The sequence below is a fragment of the Acinetobacter sp. F9 genome (genome assembly GCF_019195275.1).
GTDB classification, from domain to species: domain Bacteria; phylum Pseudomonadota; class Gammaproteobacteria; order Pseudomonadales; family Moraxellaceae; genus Acinetobacter; species Acinetobacter pseudolwoffii.
The window spans coordinates 2,408,151-2,422,163 of sequence record NZ_CP078068.1 but is presented as its reverse complement, the minus strand read 5'-3'; the positions used below and the strand labels follow the sequence as shown (position 1 = coordinate 2,422,163).

Annotated in this window: 9 protein-coding genes; 4 read left to right on the top strand and 5 right to left on the bottom strand. The window is 40.6% G+C overall.

Annotated elements, in window-relative coordinates:
• Nucleotides 1–210: 210 nt before the first annotated feature.
• From KT990_RS11565 to tig, 5 genes are all read right to left on the bottom strand, one after another.
• Nucleotides 211–927 (bottom strand): DUF2846 domain-containing protein, encoded by a 717-nt coding sequence (locus KT990_RS11565; RefSeq protein WP_218208811.1) that lies wholly within the window; start codon nucleotides 925–927, stop codon nucleotides 211–213.
• Nucleotides 928–1,097: 170 nt separating this feature from the next.
• Entirely contained in the window at nucleotides 1,098–2,408 is a 1,311-nt protein-coding gene (gene clpX / locus KT990_RS11560) for an ATP-dependent protease ATP-binding subunit ClpX (RefSeq protein ID WP_005095585.1), read from the bottom strand.
• A gap of 29 nt (nucleotides 2,409–2,437) precedes the next feature.
• The gene (gene clpP, locus KT990_RS11555; protein WP_005095582.1) at nucleotides 2,438–3,043 is read right to left on the bottom strand and encodes an ATP-dependent Clp endopeptidase proteolytic subunit ClpP; all 606 of its coding nucleotides are present in this window, start codon (nucleotides 3,041–3,043) and stop codon (nucleotides 2,438–2,440) included.
• Between the two features lie 264 nt (nucleotides 3,044–3,307).
• Nucleotides 3,308–4,495, bottom strand: a complete 1,188-nt coding sequence (locus KT990_RS11550; protein ID WP_218208810.1) for an RNA-guided endonuclease InsQ/TnpB family protein — start codon at nucleotides 4,493–4,495, stop codon at nucleotides 3,308–3,310.
• A 157-nt stretch (nucleotides 4,496–4,652) separates the two neighbouring features.
• Nucleotides 4,653–5,984 carry a trigger factor gene (gene tig, locus KT990_RS11545; protein ID WP_005095580.1) on the bottom strand — a complete coding sequence of 444 codons (1,332 nt, stop codon included), beginning with the start codon at nucleotides 5,982–5,984 and terminating at the stop codon, nucleotides 4,653–4,655.
• Between the two features lie 261 nt (nucleotides 5,985–6,245).
• Between tig and KT990_RS11540 the strand changes: the two genes are divergently transcribed.
• The 4 genes from KT990_RS11540 (at nucleotide 6,246) to leuA (ending at nucleotide 13,974) form a co-directional block, all read left to right on the top strand.
• Nucleotides 6,246–8,450, top strand: coding sequence for a TonB-dependent receptor domain-containing protein (locus KT990_RS11540; protein WP_180001636.1), 2,205 nt, complete (start codon nucleotides 6,246–6,248; stop codon nucleotides 8,448–8,450).
• Nucleotides 8,451–8,761: 311 nt separating this feature from the next.
• Complete coding sequence (locus KT990_RS11535; RefSeq protein ID WP_218208809.1) at nucleotides 8,762–11,092, top strand: TonB-dependent receptor; 2,331 nt, start codon at nucleotides 8,762–8,764, stop codon at nucleotides 11,090–11,092.
• Nucleotides 11,093–11,164: 72 nt separating this feature from the next.
• Entirely contained in the window at nucleotides 11,165–11,848 is a 684-nt protein-coding gene (locus KT990_RS11530) for a Fe2+-dependent dioxygenase (protein ID WP_218208808.1), read from the top strand.
• A 428-nt stretch (nucleotides 11,849–12,276) separates the two neighbouring features.
• Nucleotides 12,277–13,974: a 2-isopropylmalate synthase gene (gene leuA / locus KT990_RS11525; RefSeq protein ID WP_180096750.1), complete on the top strand. Its 1,698-nt coding sequence runs from the start codon at nucleotides 12,277–12,279 to the stop codon at nucleotides 13,972–13,974.
• Nucleotides 13,975–14,013: the final 39 nt, after the last annotated feature.

Genomic DNA, 14,013 nt, shown 5'->3' with positions numbered 1-14,013 from the left:
GTTGCTCCGCAAGATGCCTTCCTTGCGAAGCTTCGCTTCTCATTTGGGCGAAACCAAAGTAACAAATAATTTACAAGAATTTGATTTATAAAATTAATACTCCGCTGTGAATGACTAAAAAATTAAAGAGTCTATTTCTAAACTCCTTAACTGATCAACATTACCCTCTATCGGTGCTTTTTTATTATATTTATTCTAGAAAATGTTCCATTACCAAGTACGCGGATCCCAAAGTTTAAAAGGTGCCTTCAACTGTACATCTAATGATGGATCATAAGCAGTCGGTTCAATTTTCTGGGCTTTTTTGCGAATATAGCCAGTTTCCTGATCTTGCGCTACAAAATTAAAACTGTGAGATTTAAGCTGAGTAAAAGCAATTTCATTCAGACCGACTTTTTCCGGCATGAGCATGAAGGGCCCCGAGACACTACGCCGGGTGCTGATATTTTCTTCATCATATTTAATAAAATAGGATTGTCCTGCTTCCACACTAAAATCCAGATATTTAGGCTTCTGAAAATGCAAAGCGCCCAACGGTCGACTGGTACTTAAACGGTACGTTCCTGTAGGAACTTCAATCCAGTAATAATGATTATGCAAAAGACTTGGAATATGTTCTTGATTGATAAACAGGCTGGCAGCGACAATTTCCTGACGGTTCCATCTAGAATCAGGACGGTATAAGTACACGATGGCGGCTTGATCATGTTGTGGTTTCACCGTTTGAAACTGATTGCCCTGCTTTTGATTGACCCAGCCACCAATAGTAAACATACCAATACGATGCTGTTCCACAAAGCCCGGTTTTTTTTCAAGATCAATATTTTTTAGAGTGCTGAGTGACTGTGTAGGCTCAACTACGGCTTTCTTACCATGACACCCCAGCAATGCCAAACTGCTGATGAGTACAATTGCGACTCCACGCATGCTTATCCCTCACTGCGTCTTTATTCTTTTATATGCAAGTGCTTTGCGATTTATTTTTTATAAGTTTTAGGCATCCACACCTAGTCAATCAGATTAACACCCAGCTTTATTTTTGGAAATAAAAAACCTGCGAAAACACGGAGTTTTCGCAGGTTTCGGATGAATAGCAGTTAAGCAGATTTGCTATTCACCACTTTTAAATCTATTTTTGTCGCTGTCTCTTGCTGCTCATGCGGTTGACGCTCGGCACGATATTCTGGCTCTGCTTCACCTTTAATCACCGCTTCATTGACGACCACCGTGCCGACATCGCTACGGCTTGGCAGGTCATACATGGTTTCGAGTAATGAATTTTCCAGGATCGAACGTAGACCACGCGCGCCAGTATTACGCTCAACCGCTTTTTTCGCCACGGCACGTAATGCGGATTCTTCAAAGACCAGATCCACGTCTTCCATATCAAACAGATGTTGATACTGACGGGTTAATGCATTCTTCGGTTCAGTCAGAATCTGCATCAATGCTTCTTCATCTAACTCATCCAAAGTGGCAATCACCGGCAAACGACCAATAAATTCTGGAATCAAACCAAATTTTACCAGGTCAGTTGCTTCAACTTGACGGAACAGATCAGACAGCTTCTTGGTTTCATCTTTTTTACGCACTTCTGCGGTAAAGCCGATGCCACCTTTTTCCTGACGCTGCTGCACAATTTTCTCAAGTCCAGAGAATGCACCACCACAGATAAACAGAATGTTGGATGTATCAATCTGAATGAATTCTTGCTGCGGATGCTTACGGCCACCTTGGGGCGGAATCGAAGCAACCGTACCTTCGATCATTTTCAATAAAGCCTGCTGTACGCCTTCACCCGATACATCACGCGTAATCGATGGATTTTCAGACTTGCGGGTAATCTTGTCGATCTCGTCGATATAGATAATGCCCTTCTGTGCTTTCTCGACATCGTAATCGGCTTTTTGCAAAAGCTTCTGTACAATGTTTTCTACATCTTCACCCACATAACCTGCTTCTGTCAGTGTGGTTGCATCTGCCATGGCAAAGGGTACATCAAGAAGGCGCGCCAGCGTTTGTGCCAACAAGGTTTTGCCTGAGCCCGTCGGGCCGACCAGCATGATATTACTTTTTGAAAGTTCAACTGAATCGTCAGCTTTTTTGCCATTATTCTGCACTTTCAGGCGCTTGTAATGGTTATACACTGCAACCGACAAGGTCTTTTTTGCGATATCCTGACCAATGACATATTGATCCAAGGCCGCACGGATTTCCTGTGGTTTCGGCAAAGGACGATTGGCCCAGTCATTGGTTTCCACCTGTTGACTGGTTTGAACCAAATCTAAGCATACGTCCACACATTCGTTACAAATGTATGCGTCCTCGCCTGCAATCAGCTTCCCGACTTCAGACTGCGTTTTACCGCAAAATGAACAATGCTTTTGTCCTTGAGGATGTTCGGACATATTTACTCCACTATCTGAATCTTTAAAACTTATGGACGTTTAGTTAAAACTTCGTCCACAAGACCGTATTCTTTCGCTTGCTGAGCAGTCATAAAGTTATCACGGTCTGTATCGCGTGCTACTTTCTCGTATTCCTGACCGCTGTGTTCAGCCATTAAACGATTTAAACGTTCTTTAATAAATAGAATTTCACGGGCATGAATTTCAATATCCGAAGCCTGACCACGGAAACCACCGAGTGGCTGATGAATCATAACACGGGCATTTTCTAAGCAGTAACGCTTACCTTTAGTTCCGGCATTGAGCAGGAAGGCACCCATAGATGCTGCCTGCCCCATACAATAGGTCACCACGTCAGGTTTGATAAACTGCATGGTGTCATAAATTGCCATACCTGCAGTCACTGAACCACCTGGCGAGTTGATATATAAATGAATATCTTTATCTGGATTTTCAGCCTCTAAAAACAACATTTGCGCAACGATAAGGTTCGCCATATTGTCTTCAACTTCGCCCGTCATAAAAATTACACGTTCACGCAAAAGGCGTGAATAAATATCAAAAGAACGCTCACCACGAGAGGATTGTTCTACCACCATTGGCACTAAAGCGTTTTCAATCGTTGGAACATACATACGTTTATTTATTCCTAAATTTTTTGTGACCTAACCCATAATCACAATATGAGGGATAATCACTGAAATTGCAAAAAATTCGCCAATAAATCCATCATATTTTTTGCATTAGTTTTGTGAAAATCAGAAATGCTTTTTTCAGGCATCAATATCAATGACCTCCCCATAAATGAGGAGGTTTGCCACACCAATCATGGTGTTTACTAGGCTCATGCCTGACAAGTGGTGCAAGCGTATTTCTACTCCCACCTTTTTTACCTAAAATTAGGCTGTCGGCATATCAGGTTGATTGACTTCAACCTTAGCAATAGAAGCTTGTTCTATTACCATCGAAGGGTCAGATTGAGAAACAAACTCAATGCCTTTGCGATGTATATTCATTGCGCCAATACGATCATCATTTGATTGATAATGACAACGCTTACAGTCAAAGTGATGCTTTTTCTTATCACGATTTGATTTTTCACGGTGTCCACATTTCGGGCAAGTTTGTGATGTGTATTTGGGGTCAATCAAAATAACAGACTGACCATTTTCTTTGGCTTTATAGCAGAGTAATTGCTTAAACTGATAGAACGCCCACGATACACTGACATAGCGGTTTTTCAGACGTACCTTTTCGGTTGCCTGCCTTATACCTGTCAAATCCTCAAGAACGAATACAGTGCCTTTTGGATGCTTTTGAGTGAGTGCCTTTGTGATCTGATGATTAACATCAGTCATATAACGGTTTTCTCTACTCCCAATCTGCTTAAGCCTATGCCTTGCAGACGAAGTTTGTTTCTCCTGTAAAGATTTGCGTATTGCTTTAAATATGCCACGCTTCTGTTTAACTATTCCACCCCGATAGAAGTCAGTTTTTCCTTTACTAGCGTAGGTGGTTGCAAGATGGTTGATGCCCAGATCAACACCGACCACATTAGTAACGTCATCAATTGTTAAAGCAGGGGCTTCCTTGCTCATTGGGATATGTAAAAACCATTTCCCGAATTTATTAACCATCTTGGCAGAACCAAACTTGGTTTTAGCTTTCTGAAATTGATTTAAAGGTTTTTTAGCGAAATTAACCTTGATGCGCCCTGAGCTTACACCTAACGAAAACTGATTACCTACAAGTGAGTAATCACGATTCCATACAAGGTCGTAATCGTTACCACTAAATTTCACCAATGACCAATCGTGACCATTTGACTTAGCAGACTTATATCGAGCAACAACGGTTTTAATCACAGACTGAGTAAATTGGGCTTTTGTGCCTAATTCAGACCGCATTTGGTCATAAACAAGATAGTGCAATTTAACTTGATTGAGAATTTTATTTTGAAAAACTTTTTTTGACAACCAATTACAAGCAAGCGAATACAGCTCAAACATTTGTTTAAGCTCAAGAACTTGTTGCTTGTTCGGGAATATCTGCACTTTAGCAGTTATTACGAGGGTATCATTTTTCATAACTTTATCATTAATTGAAATGCTTTGAAAAACAAGTTTATTTGGCTTGTATTCTAAAAAAATCCTCCGTTTCCTCCACCCCTAAAGAGAGGTGGTTTCCACAGAGAGTTCGATGAAAAAAAGGCGCATCAAGCGCCTTTTTTATGGAAAGCTAAAATTAAGCTTGTTGACGAGCTTGCTGCTCTTTCAATAAGTCTTCATAGCTTACAGTCGCATCAGTTACTTTAGCAGAAGCCAAAATGTAATCAACAACTTGGTCTTCTAGTACAACAGCTTCGATTTGTTGACGTTGTTGCGCATCGTTTTTGAAGTATTCGATCACTTCGTTTGGATCTTCATAAGAAGATGCCATGTCTTGGATATACGCTTCAACACGTGCAGCATCTACTTCGATTTTCGCATCAGCTAAAACACGGCTAACCAATACGCCAAGTTTTACAGATTTTTCAGCTTGTTCTTTGAACAATTCGTCTGGAAGCATGCTTGAATCAAATGCTTGCGCACCTTGAGCACCGAACTGTTGAGTGAACTGCTGAATCATTTGTTGACGTTGACGGTCAATTTCTTGAGCAAGCATAGCCGCTGGAAGTTCAACTTCGTTTGCAGCAACAAGCGCATCAAAAGTCGCACCTTTTACCTGGTTACGCAGGCCGTTTTTCACTTCACGTTCCATGTTTTTACGAACGTCAGCTTTCAACTTCTCAACGCCTTCTTCTTCAGATACACCGAAGATTTCCAGGAATTCAGCATCAATTTCTGGAAGTTTTTGTTTTTCAACAAGCTTCACAGTGATTTTGAATTGAGCTTGTTTACCAGCAAGGTTTTCAGCTTGGTAATCTTCAGGGAAAGTTACATCAATCACTTTCTCTTCGCCTTTCTTCATACCAACGATGCCGTCTTCGAAGCCAGGAATCATACGGCCAGAACCGAGTACAAGTTTGAAGTCTTCAGCAGCGCCGCCTTCAAATTTCTCGCCATCAACCGTACCTTCAAAATCGAAAGTCACTTGCATGTCTTTTTTAGCCATGCCTTTGGTTTCAGCCCAAGCAGCACGTTGTTTTTGAAGATTTTCGATCATCTTCTCAACGTCTTTATCGTTGACTTCAGTTGCTTTACGTTCAACTTCCAGACCTTCGAATTTCACTTCAACTTCTGGATAAACTTCAACAGTCGCTGTATATACCAGCGCGTCGTCTTTCATTTCAGTTTTTTCGATGTTTGGCATGCCCACAGCATTGATTTTCTCTTGCTGGATTGCTTCGAAAACTGTGTCACGAATAATATCGTTTACCACTTCTTGGTAGATACCCGCGCCGTATTCACGACGAACTACGTTTACAGGCACTTTACCTGGACGGAAGCCGTTGATCTTCGCAGTTTTAGCAGTGCGTTTTAAACGAGCTTCAAATTGCTCATTAATACGGCTCGTCGGTACAGAAACATTTAAACGACGGGCAACGCCCGAAACCGCTTCAGAAGTTACTTGCATGGCTTCCTCTATATATTAGGTTATAACAGGTTTATAAAAATGTGCCACATTATATGACAACATTTAAGGATATACAAAAAATACGCGCGAGTTCCAGTTTTTAAACCCTTTTTTTACTTGAATTGGCATCTTTTCAAATATTCAGGCGATTAAATTGAAATGAAGGAATTGTATATTTTTATTGCAAATGATAAATATTATCATTAATATTCCTGAAATTTGATTTGAATCTTTAACTTTCTCCATCTCGGAATTTCGGTTATGCGTAATTTTAATCTTCGCCCACTTGCAGTGGCTATTCTTGGGGTTACAGCTGCTTCTGCACATGCTGAAACAAATAATACCACTGTACCAGTAACACAATTGTCTACGATTGTGGTTTCAGCGGCGGGTTATGAACAAAAGATTAAGGACGCACCCGCTTCAATTACTGTACTCACCGAAGAAGATTTTAAAACAAAACGTATTACTTCTTTAGCAGATGCTTTAAGCGATGTAGAAGGTATTGATATTAGTCCTACGGCTGGTAAAACAGGCGGTCTAGATATTAGCATTCGTGGCTTACCATCTGAGTACACACTTGTACTCATTGATGGTCGCCGTCAAAACAGTACCGGCGATATTACACCGAATGGCTTTGGTGAAACAAAAAATAATTTTATTCCTCCATTGTCTGCAATTGAACGCATCGAAATTATTCGTGGCCCGGCATCTACCTTATATGGTTCGGATGCAATGGGAGGTGTCGTAAATATTATTACTAAAAAAGTAAGCAGCGAATGGACCGGTTCGATTGGTTTAGAAGGATCAATCTTGCCGAAAAGCTCTGATTTTGGTAACCAACGTAGTATCGATTTGTATGCAACTGGTCCCTTAGTACAAAACCTTTTGGGCTTACAAATTCGCGCAAAACATTGGGAACGTGACGAATCGAATGTAACTAGAGATATTGACCAAACAACATTAGGTACAGGTAATAATCCATCTGAAGGTAAAATTGATACCCTAGGTGCACGTTTAACATTAACACCCACAGACAAGCATGACATATCTATTGATGCAGAGTCTCAGCGCCAATCATATGAAAATCCGAAAAATACCAGCGGTTTCCAATTAGGTACTGTAGGCCCAGCAGGTGGCTATGATAATGAGATGGAATTTAATCGTGATAAATATGTGCTAGCTCATCAATGGCGTAATGACATTGGTACTTTAGACAGCAGCATTACCCGTAATGAAAGTGAAACTGTTGGTCGTCTTATTCCATCACGTATGCAAGGTGGCGATTTAGTTACTAAAACCCCGCGACTAATTGAAAGTGAAGATACTATTTTTGATACTAAACTGTCTGTAAATTCAATAGCAAATCATAACTTGATCTTAGGTGGCCAATGGTGGGATGCCAGCATTTCAGATGGCCTACGTTCATCTAAACCTGAGGTTAACTTTACTCAAGTTGGTTTGTTTGCAGAAGATACATGGAATATCTTACCAAACTTCGCCTTAACATTAGGTCTGCGTTATGATGATCACGATACTTTTGGTGATTTCATTACTCCTCGTGCTTATGCTGTTTGGAATGTTAACGATACTTGGACACTAAAAGGCGGTTATTCAGAAGGCTATAAAGCTCCTCGTTTAGAACAGTTGACAAATGGTGTAGTAAACGTTGGACGTCAAGGTGCTCAACCTATTTTTGGTAATCAAAATTTAAAACCTGAAACTAGCGATAACTATGAGCTTGGCATTTATTTCACACCTAATAATGACTTAAATATTAACTTGACAGGTTTTATCAGTACCGTTGAAGATAAAATTGTTTCAGGTGCAATCACAGATACTTCGGTAAATACAGGTGGCAATCCAGGTGAATGTTTAGTAAACCAAACTTGTGCAGACTATTTAACTGGTCTCGGCACTCCATGGCAGTGGCTTAATCAATCCAGTGATCGTGCTTTTATGATCACTCGACCTGACAACGTTGATGAAGTTGAAATTTATGGTACAGAGCTAGGTATTAATTGGGGCTTTGCTGAAGATTGGAAATTAAACTTTAACTACACTTGGACTGAAACTGAGGTTACCAAAGGTAAAGATAAAGGGAAAAAGTTACAAGACACCCCTGAGCATATGTTTAATGCAACTGTAAAATGGAATGTCGCTGACAATGCTGATCTTTGGTTACGTGGTGAATACCGTACCGAACGCTCTCGCTTCAAAACCACAAACTTAACTGGAGATGATCTTACTGTTTATAATACGTTGGGTGACTATGAGGCATATGGTTTAATGCACTTAGGCACAAATTATGCCGTGAATGATAACTGGGATATTGGTGTTGCACTCTACAACATTTTCGATAAAGACTTTAATAAGTATGAAATCGTTGATGGTACTGCCTATAACTTATATAGCAATACCCAAGAAGGTCGTCGCGTTCAGTTAAGTACAACTTTTAAATTCTAAGAAATACATCTCTTAAAAAAACCCTGCCCTGGCAGGGTTTTTTTCTTATCGTGCGATCAATACTTTCCAAAACCTTGCTAATTCATACCCTTCCATAAACATCATTATTCTCAATAAAAATTTAACAATCCAATTTATTTTTCAATATTAATTAAAAACAAATACTTAAATAACTATTGTTACATCATTACATTTAAGAACTCATTTAACATTTTCTTAAAGATCATGAATTCCCATGATAAAAAGATAAAAGTAAAAACAAGAATCATTATTATTCGCATACATTTTCAAATTCATTTTTTAGGTTTAACATGACCTTTATTAAAACACGTAAAAAAATCGTTTCCTCTGCAATTGTTTCGTCTTTATCAATTGTCGGAACACATGCAATTGCTGAAGAAAATGTAGTTCGACTTGACACCATTCATCAAGAAGTCAAAGCTGAACAAGCACCCAGCTTAAAAGTAGATCAATCTGCGAATAGCAAATTTGTTGCGCCTTTACTCGACACACCAAAATCAGTTTCAGTGATTTCAAAACAGCTGATTGCAGATACGCAAGTGACGACTTTAAGTGATGCTTTACGTACTGTGCCGGGTATTACCCTAGGTGCAGGTGAAGGGGGCAATCCAAACGGCGATCGTCCGTTTATTCGTGGTTATAACTCTGAAAGCTCCATGTATGTAGACGGCGTTCGTAATGCCACTTCACAAAACCGTGAAATGTTTGCTGTCGAACAGGTCGAAGTGACTAAAGGTTCTGCGTCTGCCATGGGCGGCGCAGGAGCGACCGGTGGTAGCATCAACATGATTTCTAAAGTTGCGAAGAAAGGTGACTTTTTAGAAGGCTCGGTCGCTGGCGGCACAGATAACTATCAACGTATTACTTTAGATGGCAATAAAGATTTCGGAAATGGTATCGCAGCACGTGTTGCGGTAATGGGTCATCATAATGAAAAAGCTGGCCAGAAAGACGGTGCGGAATATAAACGTGCCGGGATTGCGCCAAGTATTAGCTTTGGTCTGGACACCCCTACTCGCGCGACTTTGGGCTATTACTACTTAAAGTCTGATGATACGCCTGATGCTGGTGTACCTTACGGTACACTTGGAACTGCTGATACTATTGGTAAACCCATTGATGTAAAACAAGGCATTTACTACGGATGGCTTAATCGTGACTTCCAAAAACAAGAAAATCAAATTGGTACATTTAAGTTAGAACATGATTTAAATGAAAATTTAACACTTTCTAACATTGCAAGTTATACCCGATCAAAAAATGATTATGTATGGACTCAACCTGACGATAGTCAAAAAAATATTGCCAATGATGAAGTTTGGCGCCGTGCCAATACACGTATTACCGACACAGAAGGCTATAGCGATCAGCTAAGCTTACGCGGCAAATTTAATACAGGCGCTTTACAACATAGCTTTAATATCGGTGCTGAATATAGTTATCTAGAATCAGATAAAGGCAATTATACAGTTAACAATTCTGGCAATGTTGAACCTGTTCAAACAGTTGATGCTGCTGGCAACCCAGTCTTTGATAAAGATGGCAAACCTGTAATGACCAACCCAATTGGAGGTAACCCTGCATCTGGTGCATGTTCTACAAATTACGGTTATGGACAAGGTGCTGCATCTGAATACTGGTGTACTTCTGCTCTTAACCCTAATTCACGAGATCCATGGTTAGGCAGTATTACTGTAAATAAAGCCGTCACCACAACAACTGCAGAAACAACATCTATCTATTTATTAGACAGCATCGAAATCAATCCTCAATGGATAGTCGATCTAGGTGCACGTTGGGATAAATTCGATACGGAACTTAAAACCAATGCAACCGGTGTAAAAATTGAAAACAATACGGACTTTTTCTCATATCAAGCAGGCTTAACATTTAAACCTGTAGAAAATGGTTCGATCTATGCGAGTTATTCGACTTCTGCAAACCCAGTAGGGATTGATGCAGGTGATGGCTCTGAAGCAACAGTCAATGCCAACAATAAAGACCTTGACCCTGAAGAAGCTCGTACTTTTGAAATCGGAACAAAATGGGACTTATTAGATGAAAAACTGAATTTAACTGCTGCCATTTTCCGAACAGAAAAACAAAATACGCGGATTCAACTGGATGCTAGTACATATACTAATGGCGGTGAAACCCAAGTTGATGGTATCGAATTGGGCTTAAACGGTAACATTACCGATAAATGGGCAGTTTCAGCTGGCTATACTTATCTAGACAGCGCAACTGTGAATCCAGGCCCATCTTGTAACCGTCAAGGCGTGTGTACACCGGATAACCCTGCCAAAGGTAAACAAATGCAGAATGTGCCTAAAAACTCTGCAACCCTGTGGACAACTTATGCAATAACTCCAGCTTTAACTTTAGGTGCGGGTGCTGTGGCAATGGATAAAGTCTATGGCGATGCTGCGAATACAAAATATGTTCCGGGCTATGTACGTTACGACGCGATGGCACGTTATAACGTAAATAAAAATGTTGATTTACAATTGAACGTCAACAACCTGTCTGATGAACGTTACTTTACCAAAGCTTATGCATCTCACTATGCCACTGAAGCAGAAGGTCGTAGCGCAGTATTGACAATCAACTTTAAATATTAATTCAATGTAAGCGCATAGCCTCCTTATGGGGGCTATGCTATTTTCAATATAAAATATTCAGGAAAAGTCTTCGTGCTGCATCATATTCCAAACGTACTGAGCAAAGAACAAGTGCAATATTTCCGGGAGGAGATGAATAAAATCGAGTGGGTGAATGGCAAGGTTACGGCTGGTACGCTCTCTGCAACGGTGAAACAGAATCAGCAATTGCCTGAAGATCATCCCCTGACCCATCATTTAAGTCATATTATTCTTGAATCATTGGGTCAACATCCGCTATTTCTATCGGCTGCGATTCCACTCGATATCATTCCCCCACTGTTCAACCGTTATGAAAATAACGAAGCTTTTGGCTTTCATGTCGACAATTCGATTCGTCGTATTCGCGGCAGCAATGAACGCCTTAGAACGGATTTATCCTGTACGGTTTTCTTGAGTGAACCTGAAGAATACGTCGGTGGTGAACTGGTGGTCGAAGACACTTACGGTTATCACGAAGTAAAATTACCTGCCGGCGATATGATTCTGTATCCATCCACCAGTTTGCATGAAGTCACCCCAATCACCTCAGGTTGCCGAATTGCCTCATTTTTCTGGATACAAAGCATGATTCGTGATGATGCAGAACGGCATATGCTGTTTAATCTGGATCAAAGCATTCAAAACTTGAGAATGCAACTGGGCGATCAGCATGCAGAAGTTATGAAACTGACCAATTTGTATCACAACCTCATGCGCAAATGGGCCGAGCTTTAAAAGCTTGCCCGGATGAAATGTCTTTAACCATCTAGGGCTATCTTTTCTAAAAATAGAGGCTGATATGGCATGATTGGGTGTAAAAAATAACGGCTTATTTCAAAATCAAGAAAATATAAAACACTATACTTAAAATATATGGGAATATTTTTCAAAACTTAAAGCTTATAAGAAAATCTTTATTAAGATACGACTAAAATCTATTAAAAAAGCAAAAACTTTTCGGTTTAACTGGATTAAACTTAAAGTTATAAGTTGATCATGCAGGTTTTTTGATTAAAACTAAATCCCAAATATTCCAGAAGATTTTTAGTTTTAATGCTGGTTCCAATCTGTATGTAGACGATTATAGACACAATCTATTCGGTAACCTTTGCCAGTGCTTCAACCAAGCGCAGACTCTATCAGGTTACACAAGGAGCTCTCTCATGATGTTGGCTGATCCAAGTAAAAAATACCGTCGCATGTATCAACGTGTGGACTTACCAGACCGTCAATGGCCGAACAATGAAATCAACAAAGCGCCAATCTGGATGAGTACTGACCTGCGTGATGGTAACCAGGCGATCTTCGAGCCAATGAACATGGAGCAAAAATTCAAGATGTTCCAGATGTTGGTGAAAATCGGTTTCAAGCATATTGAAATTGGTTTCCCTTCAGCATCGCAAATTGACTTTGATTTCACTCGTAAATTGATTGAAGAAGATCATATTCCTGAAGATGTTTATATCGAAGTTTTGGTTCAAGCCCGTGATCATTTAATTGCTCGTACCTTTGAATCTTTACAGGGTGCAAAACGTGCCATTGTGCATATCTACAACTCCAATTCACCGACTTTCCGCGAGAAAGTCTTAAATGTAGATGTAGCGGGCGCAAAACAATTAGCCGTCAATGCAGCACAAAAAGTCAAAGAATATGCCGCAAAACAGCCTGAAACTGAATTTGTCTTCCAGTACAGCCCGGAATGTTTCACTGCGACTGAATTAGAAGTTGCAAAAGATGTCTGTGATGCTGTGACTGAAATCTGGGAAGCATCACCGACCAATAAAGTGATCTTGAACTTGCCAGCAACGGTAGAAGTTTCAGGTCCACACATCTATGCCGATCAAATCGAATGGATGCACCGCAACATTCAGCGTCGTGACGGCGTGATTATTTCAGTGCACTGTCATAATGACCGTGGTTGCGGCATCGCGGCATCTGAATTGGCGATTATGGCTGGTGCCGATCGTGTTGAAGGTTGTGTGTTTGGGAACGGTGAGCGTACCGGTAATGTCGATGTGGCAGCAATCGCATTGAACATGTATACCCAAGGTGTTGCGCCAAACCTGGATTTCTCCAATATCAATGAAATTATCGCGACTGTAGAAGAATGTACCGGTTTGCCAGTACATCCACGTCATCCATACGCAGGTGATTTGGTCTTTACTGCATTCTCCGGCTCACATCAGGATGCGATCAAAAAAGGTTTCGAATTCCAGAAAGACCAAGAAATGTGGGATATGCCATATTTACCAATCGATCCAAAAGACTTGGGCCGTGACTATGATGCGGTGATTCGCGTTAACTCACAGTCAGGTAAAGGCGGTATCGCCTACTTGTTAGAATCGAATTACAACGTGACTTTACCACGTCGTTTACAAATCGAGTTCTCGCAAATTGTACAAAAACGTACCGATGAACAAGGCACTGAAATTTCTGCAACCGAGATCTGGAAGTTGTTTAAAGAGACTTATGTCGATGTTAAACATGTACATTACTCAACTAAGAACTACAAGTTATCGGATGACAATGGCAATCAGGTGATTGAGCTTGATCTTGAAATTGATGGCCAGTCACGTCGTGTTCGTGGTGAAGGCAATGGTCCAATTTCTGCGATTTTGGATGCACTTCAGTTACCGATTGATGTGGTGAACTATGAAGAGCGCAGCATCAGTTCTGGTGCACATGCCAAAGCTTTGGCCTTGATTGAACTGCAAGTCAAAGGCACTGGCAAGTCTGCCTTTGGTGCGGGTGTGCATGACAACATCGTGACCTCTTCGATCGAAGCAATTCTTGCATCGACCAACCGTCTGATTGATCAAGGTGTATTAAGCACTGATCAGGTAATCGCTGCTGCGGTCTAACCGGCTGTATTAGAATTAGCGATAATTCATAGCACTAAA

Excerpts from the sequence above, each read along its gene's own strand:
- KT990_RS11565 (WP_218208811.1), bottom strand. The coding sequence starts at position 927 with ATGCGTGGAGTCGCAATTGTACTCATCAGCAGTTTGGCATTGCTGGGG.
- clpX (WP_005095585.1), bottom strand. The coding sequence starts at position 2,408 with ATGTCCGAACATCCTCAAGGACAAAAGCATTGTTCATTTTGCGGTAAA.
- clpP (WP_005095582.1), bottom strand. The coding sequence starts at position 3,043 with ATGTATGTTCCAACGATTGAAAACGCTTTAGTGCCAATGGTGGTAGAA.
- KT990_RS11550 (WP_218208810.1), bottom strand. The coding sequence starts at position 4,495 with ATGAAAAATGATACCCTCGTAATAACTGCTAAAGTGCAGATATTCCCG.
- tig (WP_005095580.1), bottom strand. The coding sequence starts at position 5,984 with ATGCAAGTAACTTCTGAAGCGGTTTCGGGCGTTGCCCGTCGTTTAAAT.
- KT990_RS11540 (WP_180001636.1), top strand. The coding sequence starts at position 6,246 with ATGCGTAATTTTAATCTTCGCCCACTTGCAGTGGCTATTCTTGGGGTT.
- KT990_RS11535 (WP_218208809.1), top strand. The coding sequence starts at position 8,762 with ATGACCTTTATTAAAACACGTAAAAAAATCGTTTCCTCTGCAATTGTT.
- leuA (WP_180096750.1), top strand. The coding sequence starts at position 12,277 with ATGATGTTGGCTGATCCAAGTAAAAAATACCGTCGCATGTATCAACGT.